The organism is Hoeflea sp. IMCC20628 (assembly GCF_001011155.1).
GTDB lineage: Bacteria > Pseudomonadota > Alphaproteobacteria > Rhizobiales > Rhizobiaceae > Hoeflea.
This window is the reverse complement of record NZ_CP011479.1, coordinates 935919-955616: the sequence shown is the minus strand read 5'-3', so window position 1 is coordinate 955616 and position 19698 is coordinate 935919. Positions and strand designations below refer to the sequence as shown.

Annotated in this window: 17 protein-coding genes and 1 pseudogene; 8 read left to right on the top strand and 10 right to left on the bottom strand. The window is 60.1% G+C overall.

From position 1 onward, the window contains the following. Positions 1 to 109: 109 nt before the first annotated feature. The gene (locus IMCC20628_RS04475; RefSeq protein WP_197078457.1) at positions 110 to 616 is read right to left on the bottom strand and encodes a CreA family protein; all 507 of its coding nucleotides are present in this window, start codon (positions 614 to 616) and stop codon (positions 110 to 112) included. Between the two features lie 262 nt (positions 617 to 878). Between IMCC20628_RS04475 and IMCC20628_RS25765 the strand changes: the two genes are divergently transcribed. From IMCC20628_RS25765 to IMCC20628_RS04460, 4 genes are all read left to right on the top strand, one after another. After that, positions 879 to 1007 (top strand): hypothetical protein, encoded by a 129-nt coding sequence (locus tag IMCC20628_RS25765; protein ID WP_280949426.1) that lies wholly within the window; start codon positions 879 to 881, stop codon positions 1005 to 1007. Positions 1008 to 1080: 73 nt separating this feature from the next. Beyond that, complete coding sequence (locus IMCC20628_RS04470; protein WP_047029214.1) at positions 1081 to 1674, top strand: SCO family protein; 594 nt, start codon at positions 1081 to 1083, stop codon at positions 1672 to 1674. A gap of 140 nt (positions 1675 to 1814) precedes the next feature. Continuing rightward, positions 1815 to 3689, top strand: coding sequence for a sodium:proton antiporter (locus IMCC20628_RS04465; protein WP_047029213.1), 1875 nt, complete (start codon positions 1815 to 1817; stop codon positions 3687 to 3689). Continuing rightward, positions 3686 to 4576, top strand: coding sequence for a 50S ribosomal protein L11 methyltransferase (locus IMCC20628_RS04460; protein WP_047029212.1), 891 nt, complete (start codon positions 3686 to 3688; stop codon positions 4574 to 4576). The genes IMCC20628_RS04465 and IMCC20628_RS04460 overlap by 4 nt, the downstream gene beginning before the upstream one ends. Positions 4577 to 4677: 101 nt before the next feature. On the opposite strand, the gene IMCC20628_RS25365 is transcribed toward IMCC20628_RS04460, so the two are convergent. Further along, positions 4678 to 4851, bottom strand: a complete 174-nt coding sequence (locus IMCC20628_RS25365) for a hypothetical protein (protein WP_047029211.1) — start codon at positions 4849 to 4851, stop codon at positions 4678 to 4680. Between the two features lie 295 nt (positions 4852 to 5146). On the opposite strand from IMCC20628_RS25365, the gene IMCC20628_RS04450 reads away from it, so the two are divergent. After that, positions 5147 to 6976 (top strand): aminopeptidase P family protein, encoded by a 1830-nt coding sequence (locus IMCC20628_RS04450; RefSeq protein ID WP_047029210.1) that lies wholly within the window; start codon positions 5147 to 5149, stop codon positions 6974 to 6976. 10 nt (positions 6977 to 6986) lie between these two features. On the opposite strand, the gene IMCC20628_RS04445 is transcribed toward IMCC20628_RS04450, so the two are convergent. The 6 genes from IMCC20628_RS04445 to IMCC20628_RS04420 form a co-directional block, all read right to left on the bottom strand. Continuing rightward, positions 6987 to 8033 (bottom strand): alcohol dehydrogenase family protein, encoded by a 1047-nt coding sequence (locus IMCC20628_RS04445; protein ID WP_047029209.1) that lies wholly within the window; start codon positions 8031 to 8033, stop codon positions 6987 to 6989. A 50-nt stretch (positions 8034 to 8083) separates the two neighbouring features. Then, the gene (locus tag IMCC20628_RS04440; RefSeq protein WP_047029208.1) at positions 8084 to 8572 is read right to left on the bottom strand and encodes a GFA family protein; all 489 of its coding nucleotides are present in this window, start codon (positions 8570 to 8572) and stop codon (positions 8084 to 8086) included. Between the two features lie 74 nt (positions 8573 to 8646). Continuing rightward, positions 8647 to 8943 (bottom strand): AzlD domain-containing protein, encoded by a 297-nt coding sequence (locus IMCC20628_RS04435; protein ID WP_047032254.1) that lies wholly within the window; start codon positions 8941 to 8943, stop codon positions 8647 to 8649. A gap of 17 nt (positions 8944 to 8960) precedes the next feature. After that, positions 8961 to 9689 (bottom strand): AzlC family ABC transporter permease, encoded by a 729-nt coding sequence (locus IMCC20628_RS04430; protein WP_047029207.1) that lies wholly within the window; start codon positions 9687 to 9689, stop codon positions 8961 to 8963. 253 nt (positions 9690 to 9942) lie between these two features. Next, positions 9943 to 11019, bottom strand: a complete 1077-nt coding sequence (locus IMCC20628_RS04425; protein WP_047029206.1) for an extracellular solute-binding protein — start codon at positions 11017 to 11019, stop codon at positions 9943 to 9945. Positions 11020 to 11371: 352 nt separating this feature from the next. Continuing rightward, positions 11372 to 12085, bottom strand: a complete 714-nt coding sequence (locus tag IMCC20628_RS04420) for a spermidine synthase (RefSeq protein WP_047029205.1) — start codon at positions 12083 to 12085, stop codon at positions 11372 to 11374. A gap of 292 nt (positions 12086 to 12377) precedes the next feature. Between IMCC20628_RS04420 and IMCC20628_RS04415 the strand changes: the two genes are divergently transcribed. Then, the gene (locus IMCC20628_RS04415; protein WP_047029204.1) at positions 12378 to 13874 is read left to right on the top strand and encodes an inorganic phosphate transporter; all 1497 of its coding nucleotides are present in this window, start codon (positions 12378 to 12380) and stop codon (positions 13872 to 13874) included. An 8-nt stretch (positions 13875 to 13882) separates the two neighbouring features. Here the strand turns inward: IMCC20628_RS04415 and IMCC20628_RS04410 are convergent, their stop codons facing one another. Further along, a complete protein-coding gene (locus IMCC20628_RS04410; protein ID WP_047029203.1) occupies positions 13883 to 14590 on the bottom strand; it encodes a hypothetical protein in 708 nt (235 codons plus the stop codon). Between the two features lie 396 nt (positions 14591 to 14986). Between IMCC20628_RS04410 and IMCC20628_RS24160 the strand changes: the two genes are divergently transcribed. Continuing rightward, complete coding sequence (locus tag IMCC20628_RS24160) at positions 14987 to 16288, top strand: GGDEF domain-containing protein (protein WP_052766294.1); 1302 nt, start codon at positions 14987 to 14989, stop codon at positions 16286 to 16288. A gap of 97 nt (positions 16289 to 16385) precedes the next feature. Here the strand turns inward: IMCC20628_RS24160 and ligA are convergent. Next, positions 16386 to 18383: pseudogene (ligA, locus tag IMCC20628_RS04400) on the bottom strand (NAD-dependent DNA ligase LigA); the annotation flags it as partial. 683 nt (positions 18384 to 19066) lie between these two features. Here ligA and IMCC20628_RS04395 point away from each other — a divergent pair. Then, positions 19067 to 19687, top strand: a complete 621-nt coding sequence (locus IMCC20628_RS04395) for a hypothetical protein (RefSeq protein WP_047029202.1) — start codon at positions 19067 to 19069, stop codon at positions 19685 to 19687. Positions 19688 to 19698 lie beyond the last annotated feature (11 nt).

Here is a 19698-nt window from a genome sequence, read left to right as displayed (position 1 = left end):
TTTGGTTCGCGCCGAACGCCGAACGAAATTCCAATGGCAGACACAACCATAAAAGCCGTCAAAGCAGCATGACAAAAATCAAACTTCAGCCAATCAGACAGCGGCGGGTTTACGGCTTGCCGTTTTCCCAGGTCACCTCCTGGCCGTAGAGCGGTACGGTAGAGATGTTCATCTTGGCGGAGCCGTCCTGCACCTGCTGCGAGTTGACCAGATAGATCAACGTATCGTTGGCCTTGTCGTAGATCCGGCGCACCACCAGCGATTTCCAGATCAGCGAGCGCGATTCCTTGAACACCACGTCGCCATCTTCATCGAGATCGATGTCCTTGATGGTGATAGGGCCGGTCTGGCGGCAGGCGATGGAGGCGTTGGAAGGATCCTCGAACCAGTTACCCTTCTGCAGCCGGTCAATGACGCCACGGTCGAAATAGGCCACATGGCAGGTGACGCCGTCAACTTCCGGGTCGGTGACCGCATCGATCAGGATATCGTTGCCGAGCCAGTCGACGCCGACCTCGCCGACCTGTTCGGCATTGGCTGACGTGGCAATCAATGGGCTTGCCAGAGTTGCGGCAACAAGACCGGCGGAAAGCGCCGAGCGGATGGATGTGGCAATGATCATGAAAATCTCCTTGTGCCGGCAACGCCGCAGGGCCTGATCGGTTCCCGCTGCGCCACCGATGAATCGGATCAAACGCATATGGACCTTGCAGGCGACAAATAAAAGATACGGCGCGGGCGGCAAAAAATCCTGCGGCACAAGCGCGCGTCAACTGCCGGAGAGGCCGGGGCCGCTTGGCATCGCCTCTGCGGCGCGCTAGATAGGGCGCATGACCGCCGCGCCCGCCAATCCACCGCAATCAAGTCCATGGAGGGGAATGCTTCCCCGTGCCCTGGGCCTCATCGCTGCAGCGGTTGCGACCGCACTGGTGTTTGCGGCCTGGCAGACGAACGGACCGGCGCTGTTGAACGTGCTTGCGGCCAACGGGCTTGCCTGGTGCCTGTGAATTGACCTGAATATACCGGCCCTGCCTGTGCAGCCCTGGATGGCTGCGGCTGAGGGCCAAGCTGGAGACTTCGATGAAAGCCCTTCGCATTGCCCTTTGGGCGCTGATCGCCGTGTTTGCCGTGGTTCTGGGCTGGTTTACCTATGAATGGCAGGTGACCGAGAACGAGATCGCCGCTAAACCCTATGGCGTACCGTTCGAGCTTGTCGACCAGTCCGGCGCGCCGATCACCGAGGCTGCCTTTCGCGGCCGGCCGACAGCGCTGTTTTTCGGCTTCACCCATTGCCCGGAAGTTTGCCCGACCACACTTTACGAGCTTGATGGCTGGCTCAAGCAGGTCGATCCCGATGGCGACAAGATCGGCGCCTATTTTGTCACCGTGGACCCCGAGCGCGATACGCCGGAACTGCTCGGCAATTATGTGTCGGGTGTCACTGACCGGGTGATCGGCATCTCCGGATCGCCCGAGAAGATCGACGAGGTTGTCCGGGGCTTCAATATCTACGCCAAGAAGGTGCCGGTTGACGTCAAGGACCCCGAAGGCGACTACACCATGGACCACACCGCTTCGGTGTTCCTGCTCGACGCGCAAGGCCGCTTCAAGAGCACCATTGCCTGGGGCGAAAACCCGGAAACGGCTGTAGCCAAGCTTGAAAACCTGCTCTGAAACCGGTCACGCTGCCATTATTTGGGTGGAACTTTTAGCCCCGCGCACCATTTCAGCGCTTTACAGCGTTTCGCGGACGTTCAATAGAACGTCACGCACTTGTCCCGGAACGCATTCGGGGCGCGCGACGGGGGACTGACATGGATGACATCGTTCTCAAACTGGCCGTCATCGGCGCCGCGGGCATTGCCGCGCAATGGTTTGCCTGGCGGCTGCAATTGCCGGCCATCGTGCTGCTGCTCGCCGCTGGCTTCATCGCCGGACCGGCAACCGGGTTCCTCAATCCGGCGGCTGACTTTGGCGCGATCTACAGGCCGATGGTATCGATCGCCGTGGCGATCATCCTGTTTGAAGGCGGGCTGACGCTCAATTTCAAGGAAATCCGCGAGACCTCGACTGCGGTTCGCCGCATCATCATGTATGCCGGCCCGCTGACCTGGGTCATGGCGGCCTTCGCCGCCCATCACATCGGCGGGTTGAGCTGGCCGACGGCGATTGTGCTGGGCGCCATCCTGGTGGTCACCGGACCGACGGTGATCATGCCCTTGTTGCGCCAGGCCCAGCTCGATGCCCGCCCCGCCTCGCTGCTGCGCTGGGAAGCCATTGTCAACGACCCGATCGGCGCGCTCTTCGCCGTTGTCGCCTTCGAGGTCATCCTCGTCTATATCGGCATACATGAAGCCGACAACCTGATCGTGCTGCTGCTGGCCGGTTTCGCCGTGGCTATTGTTGGCGGCTGGCTAGCCGCAAAACTGATTGTCTGGTCGTTCGTACGTGGCCATGTGCCCGAATACCTCAAGGCCCCGGTGCTTCTTGCCTCGGTGGTGGCGGTCTATGCCGCGACCAACACGCTGCTTGAGGAATCCGGCCTGCTCACTGTCACGGTGATGGGGATGGTGCTTGCCAACAGCCGAATTGCCTCGCTCACCGACATGCGCCGCTTCAAGGAAACCATCACCACGCTTCTGGTCTCGGGCGTCTTCATCATTCTCACGGCGTCGCTGAGCATCGATGATATCCGTTCGCTCGACTGGCGCGCAGCACTGTTTGTTGCCTCACTGCTGCTGGTCATCCGCCCCGTCGCCATCATGCTCGCCACCATCCGCTCGGGCGCAACCATGCAGGAGCGCCTGCTGAGCGCCTGGATCGCACCCCGCGGCGTTGTCGCCGTCGCCGTCTCCGGCCTGTTCGGAACGCTGCTGGCTGATGTTGGCGTCGAGGATGCCGGCCGCATGGTGGCCTTCACCTTCGCTGTCGTCGTCACCACCATCGTGCTGCACGGCTTCACCCTGGCGCCGCTGGCGAGCTTCCTGAAGCTCAAGAAGGCATCCAAGCCCGGCATACTCATTGTTGGTGGATCGCGCTGGTCAACGGCACTCGCCCTCAAGCTCAAGGAAGCTGAGATACCGGTGATGCTGGCCGACCAGAACTGGAACCATCTGGCCGAGGCGCGGCTCGCCAGCATTCCGGTCTATTTCGGCGAGGTGCTGTCGGAATCAGCCCACCACAGCATTGATCCGAAGAGCTTTTCGAACCTGATCGCGACCGGCGACAACGACGCCTATAATGCGTTGGTGTGCACCGATTTCGGACCGGAACTGGGCCGCAGCCATGTCTTCCAGATCGGCCGTATCGACGAGAAGGCCCGCAAGGCGTTGAACTTCACGCTCGGCGGACGGTCGCTGACCAAGGAATCCGTCAGCTTTCTGGATCTGCGGGAAAAGCTGCTCAACGGCTGGACCTTCCAGCTCACCCGCCTGACCGATGAATTCGGCTGGGATGCCTATGAGGCGTCGCGCCCCGAGGGCGCACTGATCCTGTTATGGATCAAGCCGTCGGGGACGATCGTGTTTGCCGCGACCTCATCCAACACGCCCGGACAGAACGACCGGATCCTGAGCTTTGGCTTGCCCAAGGACGATGCGCGCGCCGAAGCCGCCAGCAAGACTGCCCGCAAGGCGGAAGAAATATCCGCCAGTCAGGCGACAAACGACGAAGGAAGCAAGGCATCGTGAGCGAACACCGATACTACATCGTCACCGACGAAGCCGGTGCCAACCGGGCACTTGATCTGCTCAACGACTTTTTCGAAGACGAGGGTCTGCCCATCGCCACGATGGAGGTCGACGAGGCCAAAGGGCTGTGGGAGGCGTCAATTTACGCCAATGGCGAGCCCGAGGCAGAGCTGAAGGACCGCATCGCCGCCATCCTGGCTGGCCCGTTTCCAGATGCCATGATCGAAACCGAAGTCTTTGGCGACGATACCGACTGGATCGCCAAGTCACTCGAAGGCCTCAAGCCGGTGCGCGCCGGACGGTTTCTGGTCCACGGCGCCCATGACCGCGCTGCGGTACGGCCGCATGATCTGGCGATCGAACTGGAAGCCGGACAGGCGTTCGGCACCGGTCATCACGGAACCACCGCCGGCTGCCTGGAAATGATCGAAAAGGTGATGCGCGCCCACCCGCGCGGACCACGCGGCGTGGATCCGGTTCTCGATCTGGGCACCGGCTCCGGTGTGCTGGCCATCGCCGCGGCCAAGCTCGGACCGATCTGGTGCCTGGCTACCGACATTGATCCGATCGCCACCCGCGTGGCCGCCGCCAATGTCAGGCACAACCACTGCACAAGCCAGATCAATTGCGTCACCGCGACCGGGTTTCATTCCACCGCGTTTTCGCGCTCCGGCCCATTCGGGCTGATCATCGCCAACATTCTGGCCCGGCCGCTGATGCGCATGGCGCCGGATATCAAGCGCAACCTCGCCCCGGGCGGCTCGGTGATCCTGTCAGGCATTCTGGCCAGCCAGCGCTGGCAGGTTCTGGCCGCGTTCAACACCCAGGGCATGCGCCACGTCGAAACCCTGTGGCGCAATGGCTGGGTGACGATTCATCTGAAGTGAATGCAGTAAAATCGCAAACAGCAGCGCAACAAAAAACGGCCCCCGAAGGAGCCGTTTAAAACTGATGAGGATCGCAGATCCGATCCGCGTACCGTGCAATCCTAGTAGAGGTAGGACTGCGCGCCTTCGCGCTGGATTTCTTCGCGGGTGCGGCCAAGAGCCTTGAGCTGGCTGTCGTCCATGCCCAGAAGCGCGCCATTCACATAGCGGCGAACCTGGCGTTCGCGGGCAGTTACGATGCGGTCGAGAGCGGTTTTGAAAAAATTGCCGGACATTTGATATTTCCCTTTGGTTGAGTGATCGTTCACTCCTCCTGTAGCCATAAGATAGGTGTTTATCGCCTTGATGCCAGCATTAATGCTGCAGTGCAGCTATGCATACAGCGCATGCAAAGCCTACGAGCAATGCAACTTGTTAACTTTTTAGGCAGACCACCGATTTGCATGAAATGTGTCAATTAATGGGCAAAGCCCGAACTTCAAACAAAATTCAAAACCGCCGACAACGGCTGCCAATCCGGCATCGATTTGCTATAAGGTCGGCAGAGTTAGGCTTATTCAGGATCCCATGATGTTTCAGAACTTCGAAGTGCTTTCGTCCCCTGACCAGGCGGCCGGCAGGCTGACCCGGCTTCGCGAGCGTTTTGCCGCATCCGGCGTCGACGCCGTCGCGGTTCCGCGTTCGGACGAGTATCTGGGAGAATATGTGCCTGACTGCGCCGAGCGACTGACATGGCTGACCGGCTTCACCGGCTCGGCCGGACTGGTGCTGGTGCTCGCTGACCAGGCCCATCTGTTTGTTGACGGACGCTATGCGGCGCAAGTCCGGGCGCAGACCGATGGTCAGGTCTTCACATACGAAGATCTGATCGCCACACCGTTGGCGGCATTTATCGAGGCTTCGGACCACAGCGGGCTGAAGCTCGGAATTGATCCATGGACATGGCCGTCGAGCGAAGTGACACGCCTGGAAGCCGCGCTCAAAGTACTCGGCGGCAGTCTGGTGTTTCTCGACCACAATCCGGTCGACGAAATCTGGGAGGACCGGCCGCAACCGCCGCTCGGCACGGTGACGCTGCAGCCGATCGAGTATGCAGGTAAACTTGCGCGCGAAAAACTGGCGATGATTGCCGACAACGCCCGCGACGCCGGCGCCGATGCCGTGATTCTGGCCGATCCCTCTTCGGTCGCATGGAGCTTCAACATCCGTGGCCAGGACCTGCCCTCGACGCCGCATCCGCTGTCGCGTGCCATCATACCCGCGACCGGCAGGCCGCTGCTGTTCATCGACAAGCGCAAGACCGGCATTGAGGCCGAGGCCTATCTCACGCAACTGGCCGATCTCGAACCGCCATCAGACTTCGATGACGCACTCAAGGAACTTGGCCGGAACGGTGGCACTGTTCTGGTCGATCCATCGGTGGCCCCGCATGCGGTCTCCATGCTGATCGGACAATCTGGCGGGACGGTGCTCAGCGCTGCCGATCCGGCGCGGATCCCGCGGGCGGTCAAGAACAGCGCCGAGATTGCAGGCAGCGCCAGCGTGCACCGCCAGGATGGCGCTGCGATGGTGCGGTTCCTCGCCTGGCTTGACGACCAGCAGCCCGGCTCAGTTGATGAAATTGCTGCTGCCAGCCGGCTCGAGGAGTTCCGTCGTACCACCGGGCAAGCCATGCAGATGCCGCTCAAGGCGCTGTCGTTTGACACCATCTCGGGCGCCGGCCCCAATGCGGCGATCATGCATTACCGCGTCAATACAAAGACCAACCGGCGCGTAAACGCCGGAGAAATGCTGCTGGTCGATTCCGGCGGCCAATATGTCGCCGGCACCACCGACATCACCCGCACCATTGCCGTAGGTGACGTGCCGCAGGAGCAAAAGCGGTTCTTCACACTGGTTCTCAAAGGCATGATCTCGATCAGCTGCTTGCGCTTCCCTGAAGCCACGCGCGGCCTCGATATCGACGCTTTCGCCCGCATCTCGCTGTGGAAAGCCGGCGTCGATTTCGCCCATGGCACCGGCCATGGTGTCGGCAGCTACCTTTCGGTGCATGAAGGCCCGCAAACGATCTCGCGTCGCGGCATGCAACAACTGCTGCCCGGCATGATCCTGTCGAATGAGCCCGGCTACTACCGTGACGGGGCTTTCGGCATCCGCATCGAAAACCTGGTCACCGTACACGAACCGCGCGACATCGACGGCGGCGACAAGCCGATGCTCGGCTTCGAGACGCTGACGCTGTGCCCGATCGACAAACGGCTGATCCTGACCGATCTGCTCGACACCGCCGAGATCGAATGGCTCAACGCCTATCATGCGCGGGTGCGCGGTGAACTCGCGCCGCTGCTGGCCGGCGACCCGGCGCTTGCCTGGCTGGAGGCTGCGACCGGGGCGCTGTGAGGCGGACGAGTTAGTCCACCTGCAGCACGATCTTGCCGATATAGCCCTTCTCGCCAAATGCCTGCTGGGCGGCTCCGATGTCGCGCAGCGGGTAGGTTTCGGCCACCAGTGGCGCGATCTGCTTGCGCTCGATGCGGCCGACCAGATTGCCGAACACTTGCGCCTCGAGCACCGTGCAGCCAAAGAAACTGAGAACCTTGAGATACAGGGTGCGCACGTCGAGTTCGACGATTGCGCCGCCGATGGCGCCGGCAACCGCATAACGCCCGCCGGGGCACAGCAGATCGAGCAAGGCGGGAAATTTCGGACCTGCGACCAGATCAGCCACGACATCGACGCTGCTTGCGCCAATCTCGGCAACGAAATCATCATTGCGGTCGAGTGTCCTGGTGGCGCCAAGCTGCACCAGTTCCTGGGCCTTGGCGGCACTTGTGACTGCAATCACCTCGGCACCGCGGGCACGGGCCAGTTGTATGGTCGCCGAACCGACGCCGCCTGATGCGCCTGTCACCAAAACCGTGTCACCCTCGCGCACGCCGGCGCGGGTCAGCATATTTTCGGCCGTGGAATAGGAGCAGGGAAACGAGGCCAGTTCGACATCGCTGAGATCACTGTCGATGGCGTGAGCATGGCGCGAAGCAACCCGTGTGTACTGGGCAAAACCGCCGTCGCATTCCGATCCGAAATACCAAGGTGTCTGCAATCTCTGGCCGTCGGCTTCGCGTAAGCAGGGCTCGATCAGCACCCGCTCACCGATGCGAGCTGCATCAACGCCCTCGCCAACGGCGACAATCCGGCCACAGACATCGGCGCCCTGAACCCGCGGGAACGTCAGCGGCGTGCCGGACCAGGAGGCATCGTCTGCCTTGGCGCCAGCCTTCGAATACCACGCCGTACGCGTGTTGATATCGGTGTTGTTGACGCCGGCGGCACCCACCCGGATGATCACATCACCCTTGCTCGCAACCGGAACCGGCAGATCATCGCGCCATTCGAGCATCTCGGGCCCGCCATGGCCTGTGAGCACGACGCCGCTCATTATGTCGGGTAAATTCATGGTTGCCTCCAGTTTGGATCCGGGCTGCAAAGAGGCAAATTGCTTCTACATCACCGGGCTTTTATCACATGTGGTTCGGCGAAAACGGTCGGCTCGATGGCAATCCCGTCGGCGGTGGTTGCGTGCTCCTGAAAGCAGTTGACGCCTGCGGGAATGACGGTTCCGGTTTGCGCCACGCTCAGGAAAATCTGTTTCGAGGTGTCCGCCGGGCGATCAAACCAGTTGGGATCGTCGAATGTTCCGCCGTAAATGCCGACGGCCCCGGCAAACCGCTCAAACCTCAAATACAATTTGGTGCCGCAGTTTTCGCAAAAATGGACGTGAACCAGTTTGCCGCTGCCTTCCGAGCGATGATCGTAGATTTTCACCTCGCCTTTAGTGACGGAGAAATTCGCGTCTTCGAAGACGGGTTCGACAAGATAGGCGCTGCCGGTTGCCCGCTGACAGAATTTGCAATGGCAGATCGTCAATCGTGACGGTTGCGCATTGACGGCGTAACGTACCCGGCCACACAGGCATCCACCCTCGGCATGTGTCATGACAGCCTCCTTGATCGCAAATGACCGGGCGAATGTAGCACGAAACCCGGTCGAGTGGCGGGAGCTGTCCGGCCCTACAGCCCGACAGTCCTCAGCGCCACAATCACCGCCCAGCCGATGAAGAACATGCCCATCATCGGCAGCCTCAGCCCGATCACCAGACAGACCAGCAGGGTCAGGGTCTCGGCCGTGCCCTGAAACACTGCCGCCGGCACCACCAGCGTGGTCAGCACCGCGGCGGGCACCGCATTGAGCGCCGCATCGACGCGCCGCGGAACCCGCTTGAACCGCGACAGCACCAGATAGCCGCCAACCCGCGTCGCATAGGTGACCAGCGCCGCACCAATGATGATCCAGAAATTCAAGGACATGCCGAGATAGTCACCGCTCACAACAGGTGCTCCGTCTCGCCAGCCGGGTCACCCAGCGGCGGCAGCGGCAGCGGCAACAGCACCGCAACGGCGACGCCCGCCAGTGCGCCGAGGCTGACGTGCCAGGGCGAACCGACCAGATGGAACGCCAGCACCGAGGCAAGCCCGGAGGCGATCACCACCGGCAGCCAGTTGGGCCGTTTGCGGAACCCAAGCACCAGGCCGAGAAAATAGATCGGCAGCAGGAAATCTATGCCGAAAGCTTCCGGGTGCGGGATCAAGCGGCCGAACAGCGCCCCGATCCAGGCCTCGATCACCCACATGATATAGACCGGCAGCGCCATGCCCATATACCAGCCCATGTTCACCGGCTGCCGCTTTTCAGACCGCGCTTCGGCGGCGGCATAATGCGGATCGGTGAGAAAGAAGAGCGCGAATGCCTTGCGCCAGCCCGGGATGAGCCCCATTTTCCGCCCCAGCGCCGCCGAATAGAGCACATGGCGGAAATTGACCGCGAACACCGACAAAATGATCAGCCACGGCGCCACCCGGGCGCCGAACAGTTCCAGCCCGACCATCTGGCTGGCGCCGGCATAGACCGAGGCGCTCATCAGCACCGCCTCGCCGACCGTCATGCCGTTGTCGACAGCCAGCGCGCCGAACAGCAGCCCGAACGGCCCGGCAGAGGCAACGATCGGCAGGCTGTCGCGAACGCCCTGAAAGAAGTCGGACCGGCTTGGGGACATGGAAAAGCTCTCCTGTGCCCGGAGGGATAGGTCAGCATTGCTGACCAGTCAATTGAATAGGATTGATGGTAAGATGAAGCGTGACGATGGGGTTGGCGGATCTGGTTGCGCGCAGTGACGGACCGGGGTTCCAATCGATGCGTCATCCCAATCGGGGCCCGCACAAGCAGTCAAACAAGCCGAACAGACGATAAAATTCCGGCAATTGCCAGTCGTTTGCCGGGAGAGGCTCTCCCGGCAAACAGCAGCAGTGCTAGTTGGAAGCGGCCTTGATTCGCTCGAGCACCTGGCCTTCGATATCCTCGACGCCGGGCAGAATCTGAGCGGCGAACTTGATATTGGCCAGATCTTCCTCGGTGAATGCTTCGGCCACAATGGTCTTCATGTCGCCGGGCAGCAGATCGATGCCGTTCTTGGTCGCGACAACCGAACCGGTGCTGGCGGAGATCAAGGGAATGATGTCCGGACGCAGCAGAAAATTGATCCACTTGTAGGCTGCGTCGTCCGCCTCCCCCTTCTTTGGCAATGTGAAGGTATCAATCCAGCCGAGTGTACCGGATTTCGGTGGCACATAGACAAGATTGGCGTTCTCGCGGTGAAGCTTGAAAGCCGTCGAATCCCAGGTGTCGGAGGCTATGACTTCGCCGGACAGCATGAGGTTGGAGAGATCGTCACCACCGGTCCAGTAGGTCTTGATAACGGACTTGCAGGCGATCAGCTTTTCGCCCACCTCGTCAAGAATCTTCTTGTACTCGTCAAGGTCGGCGTAGGCCTCATAGGGGTTGTAGCCCATGGCGAAGGCGGAGCCGACGAGGATCGACCGCTTCAGGCGCATGGAGGTCTTGCCCTCGTATTTCGCATCGCAAATATCCAGCCAATCATTGATCTCAGGCGCTTGCGACTTGTCGACGACGAGACCGGACGTGCCCCACATGTGCGGGACCGAGTAGACCACCCCATCCACCGACGCGACTTGCTTCACCTTCTCGAGGAAGTCAGGGCGCAGCGCGTCGACATTGATCCTGGAAAGGTCAATCGGCTTGTAGATGTCGAATTCCTCTTGGGCGGCAGTGACACGGTTGAAGCCGGGCTGTGCCAGATCAAAACCGGAGCCGCCCGTGGCGCGCAGCTTGGCGATCATTTCTTCATTGTTCGAGAATGTCGGTTCGACTGTGATGTCCGGGTATTCGGCTTCGAACAACTTGATCACTTCATCCGGCGCATAGCTTCCCCAAGTCAGAAGCCGCAAGGTTTCAGCATTCGAAACCCCCGTCGAAACGGTAAGGATTACCGCTGCCGTGGCCAGCAATTTGCTTCCCAGAAATTTCATATTGTTATCCTCAATTGGCAAATGCCCGAGTTCTTTTGATACCAATGGCGACGATCTCGAGGCCGAAGCGTCGGGTCGCAGTCACGCGAGACCACCGAGCTCTTGGTTCCGCAGGTTGCAGCAAAAGATTGTATTGGTCTGGTTCAAAGGTCCATTCTCAACAATGAAGAAGACCAATTTTACCAAACCGGATTGAAAACCGGATCAGATTCCAACTGAATCCCGGGTTCCAAATATCCCGAAAGCCCATGTTGATGGTGAAGGAACTGACCGGCTCGCACCATTCAGATCACCACCCGCACCTCTGAGAAGGGCAAAGAACACGCAGCACCATCGTCCAGTTTCCCCGCCCCTAACCCTTCCGGGCCAGATACACCGTCTGGGTGAACGGCTTGTCCTGCAGCGGATTGTGGAATGTCACCGGTTCGGCCCAGGCCTCTGAAAACACACTTGCCAGCCGCTCGGTAAAACTGTCGTCAGTGAGCGCGTCGGACCAGAGGCCAAAGATGCCGCCGGGCTTGAGGTGGGCGGCGAGTTTTTCGAGCCCCTCGGGCTGATAAAAACTCTCGCTGCGGGCATCGAGCAGCGCGTCGGGGGAATGGTCGATGTCGAGCAGGATGGCGTCGAACTGGCGGCCCGGCGCGTCCGGATCAAATCCGTCGCCCTTGGCCATGGCAAAGAAATCGCCCTCCACCAAGCGGCAGCGCGGGTCACCCGTCAGCTCCGGGCCGAGCGGCAACAGGCCGGTGCGGTGCCAGTCGATCACCGCTTCGAGATACTCGACGACGATCAACGAGCCGGTGCGCGACGCATCAAGCACCGCCTTGGCGGTAAAGCCAAGCCCCAACCCGCCGACCACCACATCCAGCCCCTCGCCTGCGCACGCTTTGAGACCGAGATCTGCCAGGGCGATTTCCGAGGCCGTGAACAGGTCCGACATCAGGTGCTCTTCGCCGAGCTTGATCTCGAGAATGTCGATCCCGAGCCGGGCTTCGCGCCGCCGCCGGAGCACAAGTGCGCCAATCGGCGTCGGGCGGTAATCGAGTTCTTCGAACAATCTGCTCATTGGGCCTCCAAGACAGGCCGGATGGCCCTGCGCTGCGGCAATTGCGGCGGCGTGCTGCTGCCTTATCGGTGTTTTGGACGCGCCTGACAACTGCCGACACAACCATAAAATTGCCCGAAAACGCTGAAATCTTGGGGGTAGAGCGTCCATATTGGTCGATTGCACATAAAACCCGTTGATACAGGCGGGCCCGGCTTGACGGACCTGCGGCAGACGTTCATCCACATCAGGCATCCGTCAGAACGCCGGCCTTCGTCGCGTCATGCCGTCCACCGGGGAGACAGTGCGCCCAATGACCGAGACTTACCGCAAACCCACACTCGACAAGGATCTCGACAAGTTCGCGACCATGGAAGAGGCCACCGGCCTGATCAATCGCGGCTTTGTCACGCCCGGTCTGGCGCTGGTGTTCATCTTCCTCTGCGCCGTCATTGCCGCCGTCTTCGTCACCGGCCAGCCGGGCTCGGTGACGATCATCGCCGCCGCCACCATCGGCGCCTATATGGCGCTCAATATCGGCGCCAATGATGTCGCCAACAATGTCGGTCCGGCGGTCGGCTCGCAGGCGATGACGCTCGGCGTGGCGCTGGCGATTGCGGCAATCTTCGAAAGTGCCGGCGCGCTGATTGCCGGCGGCGACGTGGTCTCGACGATTTCCAAGGGCATCATCGATCCGGTCGCGGTCTCCGATCCGGCGGTCTTCATCTCGGTGATGATGGCAGCGCTTGTGTCGGCTGCGATGTGGATCCACCTCGCCACCTGGTTTGGCGCGCCGGTGTCGACCACCCATTCGATTGTCGGTGGCGTCATGGGCGCGGGCATTGCCGCAGCCGGCGTTGACGCAGTCAACTGGCCGACCATGGGCGGCATTGCCGCAAGCTGGGTGATCTCGCCGTTTCTCGGTGGTCTGATCGCAGCCGCGTTCCTGGCCTTCATCAAGACCTTCATCATCTACCAGGAAGACAAGATCGCCGCCGCCCGGCGCTGGGTTCCGGTGCTGATCGCCATCATGTCGGGCGCATTTGCTGCCTATCTGTCGCTCAAGGGCGTCAAGGCGCTGATCCAGATCTCCTTCGGCATGGCAATGCTGATCGGCCTTGGTGTCGCGGTGCTGAGCTGGCTGGCAGCCCGGCCGCTGATCGCCCGGCAGTCGCGCGGGCTTGAAAACCGCAATCAGTCGCTGCGCAAACTGTTCGGCCTGCCGCTGATCTTTTCAGCTGCACTCTTGTCCTTCGCCCATGGCGCCAATGACGTGGCCAATGCGGTCGGTCCGCTGGCGGCGATCGTCCATACCGCCGAATATGGCGACGTTGCCGCCAAGGTGGTGATCCCGCTCTGGGTCATGGCGGTCGGCGCAGCCGGCATTTCGCTCGGGCTGTTGCTGTTCGGACCGAAACTGATCCGCATGGTCGGCAACCAGATCACAAAACTCAACCCGATGCGGGCCTATTGCGTGGCGCTGTCAGCCGCGATCACGGTGATCATCGCCTCCGGGCTGGGATTACCGGTCAGCTCCACCCATATCGCCGTCGGTGCAGTCTTCGGTGTCGGCTTCTTCCGCGAATGGTACACGGAACGATCCACCCGGCGGGCCGACTATGTCGCACGCCACCAGATCAACACCCCGGAAACCGAACCTGCCAAAGGCCAACTGGCCGAACAGCGCCGCCGCAAGCTGGTGCGACGCTCGCATTTCCTGCAGATCATCGCCGCCTGGGTGATCACCGTCCCCGCAGCAGCCGTGCTGGCAGGCGTGCTGTTCGTCATCATGCGCTTCGCGCTGGTGTAAACGAGGCGCTAACCGCCGCGCCGCCACATGGTAACCGCGGTTCCGTCAGCCAGACTGCCGGAGAAATAGTTGATGCCATCGCGCTTCATCTCGGCCACCGGCTGGCCGTTACTGCTTTCGATCGCCAGAGTGGCATCGTAGCCGGTGAAACTGTATCCAAGCGCAAATCTGCCGACCTTGGCGAGGTGTGGATTGGAGCAGGACAGGTTTTTCATGTTTCCACCCTTTGCATCTTTCAGCTTGTAGCCGCTGCGGCTCCCGAACCCTTGCGCGATGACGCCAGCACCGGTTCTGATCTGAACCTCGCAACCACAGTTGGAATGTCCGTCGGTCACCATCCACTTGCCGCCAAGATCCTGCTCCGTGCGCACCACCTGGCTTGCCACGGTCGCACCGATGACGCCGCCGCCGATCATGTTGCCGAGCACATTGCGCCCGACGTTGCGTGCCAGGTTTTTGCCAACCGCATTCTTCGCAAAATCAGCGCCTTTTGCCGGTATTGGCGGCGGCCCGCCTCGAAGCGCGATTGAACACACCGCCGGAGCAGCCTGCGTCGCGGCAAAAGCAGTGGCAGTCGAAGCCGCAGCGGCGGTATCGAAGATTTCGGACGCGGCTGTTTCAGTGCCGGCTGCCTCCGACCTGGATGAGGAGGAAGGCGTCTGGCAGGCTGAAAGCAGGATTGCAAGACTAACAATGCCAGTCGTTTTCAGTTTCATGTACGTTCCCCATTGCCTTTTGACGTCCAGGAAAATGCATGGCTCTACCCGATGTCGCCCGAACGAAAAATGCCACGCCACCCCTGAACGGCGTCTCCTGTTTTATGTGCGGTTAATGGGAGTAAGCAGGCTGAACCTGTCGCAATCAATCACCCGAACGGGTGATATGTGGCCCGGATCCTTGATCTGGCCCGGCTCGGTGCAACGAGACGTTGCCCGACAGGTTCGCACTGATCTGCGCAAGCGGGTGCGGCACCCGTCTTGTCTGACGATCATCGCCCTGATGCGCATTGTTCCGCCCGCCGCGACACCGCTGTTTGATGCCACAAAGTGTAACCAACCGGAAAGCCCTTCTTAACAAACCGCTGCTACGCTCCGGCCGCAATGAGGAACACCGTGAAAGACAATCACCGGGCACACAGCCAGCGCGTCTATAATGATGCGCTTAAAACAGCGATGACTGATCGCGTGATGCTTCCTGACCGGGTGCTGACGCAGGATAGCTGTACCCCCGATGCGTCGCCTGCGCTCAGTGCGCTCTACGACAGCTATTCCTGGGCGGCGCATTCGCTCAAGGCACGCGCCTGGCTGCAGGCAGCTTTCGTCTTCAACTTTCTCCTGATGTCTTTCGATTACCTTGTCAGCCCCTCACTGTTGATTCCGACGTTGATCATCCGCGGCCTTGTTGTCTCATCCATTCTGCTTGGCCTCTACCTGCTCTGGGGACGGCAGCGGGCAAGTTGGGTCCAAGGCGCGACATTGGTTATGGTCTCGGCGACCATCATGATCGGGTCTGGTGCACTGGGGGCACTGGGCGGGGTCTCGCTGTTTGAACGTTATCTCACCGGAGCGTTGTTCACGGTGGCCACCGCAATCCTGTTCTTTCCCATCGGGTTTCGCTGGACGGTCGCCGGGGTTATCGCAGCAATCATTCTCCATGCCGGCATGGTCATCATCGGTCCGGTCCCCGATCCTTGGCTGGCGCTCAGCACCAGCCTTTTTTACAGCGGCGCGATCGTTGCTTTTGCCTCGACGCGAAAGGCGACTCTGAGAAGCCAGTGGAAAAGCTTCAAATCGAAAATCCGCGAACTTCGCGACCAGGAGGCACTGGCGAGCCTCAATGCCGAATTGCAGGTGATTGCCAATCTCGACCCGCTGACCGGAATTCAGAACCGGCGTTCAACCCAGGAAGATGTCGATCGAATCTGGAGCGACACCACTTACGCCAGGCGGGCTATAGCCTTCCTGATGCTCGACATCGATAATTTCAAACAGCTCAATGATACCCTCGGCCACGCCGCCGGTGATGAGTGCATAAAGGGGGTGGCCAACAAGATCAGCCTCGCCCTGCGCGACGGCGACATCGTCTCACGCTACGGTGGCGAGGAATTCCTCGTGGTGCTGACCGGCACCACCGCAAGCGAAGCTTCCGCCGTGGCCGAGCGGATTCGCAAATCCGTTGAATCGTTCCGGTTGAACACCTCGGGAGACACCCCGGCAAGTCAGGTAACCATCAGCATCGGTTTGGCCCTGTGGGAAGGTGACGAAACCCCGGAAATGCTGATCAAGCGCGCCGACGAGGCGATGTATGATGCCAAGCGCAGCGGCAAGAACCAAACGATGGTCGCTCCGCCACCACAAGGCATCGACACGCCCTCCGGTCAGATTCACGGGCCAACGGCACGCGATGTTGCCTAAGGCATATCGCGCAAATGTGTGCAACGGTTTTGCAATACTGACACTCGAAAAAACAGGCTAATGCCCGTCACCTGGATCCAGCTTGAAGCGACGTGTGTCAGCCCACCAGCTCGAACCATTCGTCCTCGGTCATGGTGCGCACGCCCAAGCCTTGCGCCTTGGTGAGTTTGGAGCCTGCACCCGGCCCGGCAACCAGGATGTCGGTCTTCTTCGACACCGAGCCGGCAACCTTGGCGCCCAGTCGCTCGGCCATCGCCTTGGCTTCATCCCGGGTCATCTTTTCGAGACTGCCGGTAAACACCACGGTGAGACCGGCGACGGGGGAATGCTGCGCCGGTTTTTCGGCTTCCAGGATGGTGAGTTCATCGACCAGCTTTTCCACCATCTCGATATTGTGCGGCTCGCCGAAGAAACGGCCGATGGATTCGACCACCGCCGGACCGATATCGTCGAGCGCGTCCATCTCCTCGATAGCGGCCTTGTCGCCAGCCGCAATCGCAATCGCCGCCTGATGCACCGAGGCCCAGTCGCCATAGGCGCGGGCAAGCGTCTTGGCGGTCTGCTCGCCGACATGACGAATGCCGAGGCCGAAGATCAGCCGGTCGAGCGCAATCGTGCGCCGGTCATCAATGGCGTCAAACAGCTTCTGCGCCGAGGTGTCGCCATAGCCGTCGCGGTTTTTCAGCCGCTGCAAGCCGTTGGCTTCGTCGCGCGCCTTCAGCGTGAAGATGTCGGCAGGCTGCCTGATCGGCAGCGTGGTGTCATCATAGAAGAACTCGATCTGCTTTTCGCCCAGCCCGTCAATGTCGAAAGCCTTGCGCGAGACGAAATGCTTGAGATGTTCCTTGCGCTGGAACGGACAGGCAAATTCGCCCGAACAGCGGCGGATGACGCCTTCGACACCGCCCGCGGTCTCCTCACGGATGACCTCGGTCTTCAGCTCGCAGGGGCAGGTTTTGGGAAACTCGAATTCGACCGCGTCGTCAGGCGACTCGACCACCTTGAGGATCTGCGGAATCACATCGCCGGCACGCTGAATTTCGACCAGATCGTTGATCTTCACGCCAAGCCGGGCGATTTCCTCGGCATTGTGCAGCGTTGCGTTGGTGACGACAACGCCGCCGACGGTGACCGGCGTCAACCGTGCCACCGGGGTCAGCGCGCCTGTGCGGCCGACCTGGATGTCGATGGCGGTGAGCTTGGTGACGGCCTTTTCAGCTGGGAACTTGTGGGCGATGGCCCAGCGCGGGCTGCGCGAGCGGAAGCCAAGGCGGGCCTGCAGGTCGAGCCGGTCGACCTTGTAGACAACGCCGTCGATATCATAGGGCAACCCGGCGCGTTCCAGCCCGATGGTGTTGTAGTGGGCAATCAGCTCCTCGACACTGTGAAGCCGTTTGGTCAACGGATTGACCGGAAAACCCCAGGCAGAAAACACCTCGATCATGCCGTGCTGGGTGTCGGCCGGCATCTCCGACATGTCGCCCCAGGCATAGGCAAAGAAGCGAAGCTTACGGCTGGCAGTGATTTTGGCATCGAGCTGGCGCAACGATCCGGCGGCGGTGTTGCGCGGATTGACATAGGTCTGCTTGCCCTCGGCCTCCATGCGCGCGTTCAGCGCCAGAAAGTCGTCCTTGGCCATGTAGACTTCGCCACGCACCTCGACGACGGAGGGCGCGCCCTTGGGCAACTGTTTGGGGATTTCGGAGATGGTCTTGATGTTGGCGGTGACGTTTTCGCCGGTGGTGCCGTCGCCACGGGTCGCAGCCGACACCAGCTTGCCGTCCTCATAGCGGATCGACATCGACAGCCCGTCAATTTTCGGTTCGGCGGTCAGCGCAATCGACTGGTCCGGCAACTGCCCGAGGAAACGGTAGACCGAATGGACGAAGTCGCGCACGTCCTCGTCGGAAAACGCGTTGTCGAGCGACAGCATCGGCACCTTGTGGGTGATCTTCTCAAATTTTTCTGAAAGCCTTGATCCAACAGCTTCATAAAATTTGGTTAGGTCCTCTGAAGCGAGACCTTCAATCTTGAAAGCTAACTCTTTGACGACGTCAAACTCAATGTCTGTCATTACCGGAGCACCCTCCTCATAAGCAATACTCACTACACCAATGTAATCCAATATTTTTCGGTGCAGCGTTTTGAAATTTTTTGAATACTCTGAATTCCTTTTAAAGAAATCATATATTTTTTCATTTTCACGTGAGTAATTCGCATAGGGCATATGCATTGTCATATATAAATCTGCAATTATATTGTCTGGAAATTTACATATGGCACTCTCAACATCATTTATACTTGGACCAAGCGATATAACGAGCGCATTAATATCAACAGTCAGCTTGCGCGCGGCCTGGTCAATACTGCTTTTCCGATATCCACCATCGCGTGTATAGAAAGCCAATGCATCTGGATGCTTTTCATATTGCCCAAAAAGACCATCATTCAACTCGTCCATCAGCATACCTATTCTGCCATGTTCAGTGGCTCAGCTGTGCCAAACACTCGGACCGCTTTCATGCCGTATCTGTCTGTTAACATCTGAGCAATGCAGGCTTCGAGCCATTCTAGACCGAATTTCGGTTCTCCGTGCTGACGATCAGCGGTGGTCATGGATCACCACAAACTTCAGCATTCGTAACTTGTTTTAGAGAGATTCGGACAAATGAAAAGGCCAATGCCGCGCCAAACAGAGCAATCAATCAATGGTTAGGCTTTGAGGCGTAGACTGACAGCAAGCAGCTGTCTTCAGCTGCAAGGAAGGTTTTCAGCCAGATGATCGTCGGCGCCAACAGCGTTACCCTACAGCGGACAAGTGTCGAGCGGCCTGCCCCGGTCCGCGCGCCTGCGGACGTGCCGGCACAGGACCAGGCATCCGACGCGCTGGCAAGGCTCGACAATTTCGTCGAATCGGCGGCACTCAGCCGCAAAGCATTTGCCGAGGACCGGCTCGCTCATCTCAAGGAACAGATGAACACGCTGTCGCTGTTCAATCTCGCACCGGGGTTCCTGGTTGGCCACACCGCCCGGATGGCCAAGGAGCTGGAATCAGCCGCTAATGATTTCACCGCCTCGTTCAAGACCCTCGCCGGGCTGGAACAGCCCGCCAATCCCGGCCAGGCTGCGGAAACATCCGTGCCAAAAGCCTATTATGACGTCCTCGCCGATGACGCCCCCTTCATCGCCAGTATGAGTGCTGAAGATGCAGAAACGGCAGCCAGCTTCATGAACACCGCCTATCAGCTCAGAAGCGTTGTCGAGCTGATGGCGGACGATTCAAAGGACAGCGCCAGCGTGCGATGGAGCGCCGACAGCGCGCGAGACTCGACCGCCCGCGTTAGCGACATCATGGCCCGTCTCGAAGGGCCTTCGGCTTTCAACAAGGTCTACTGGTAGGCTGGATCTTT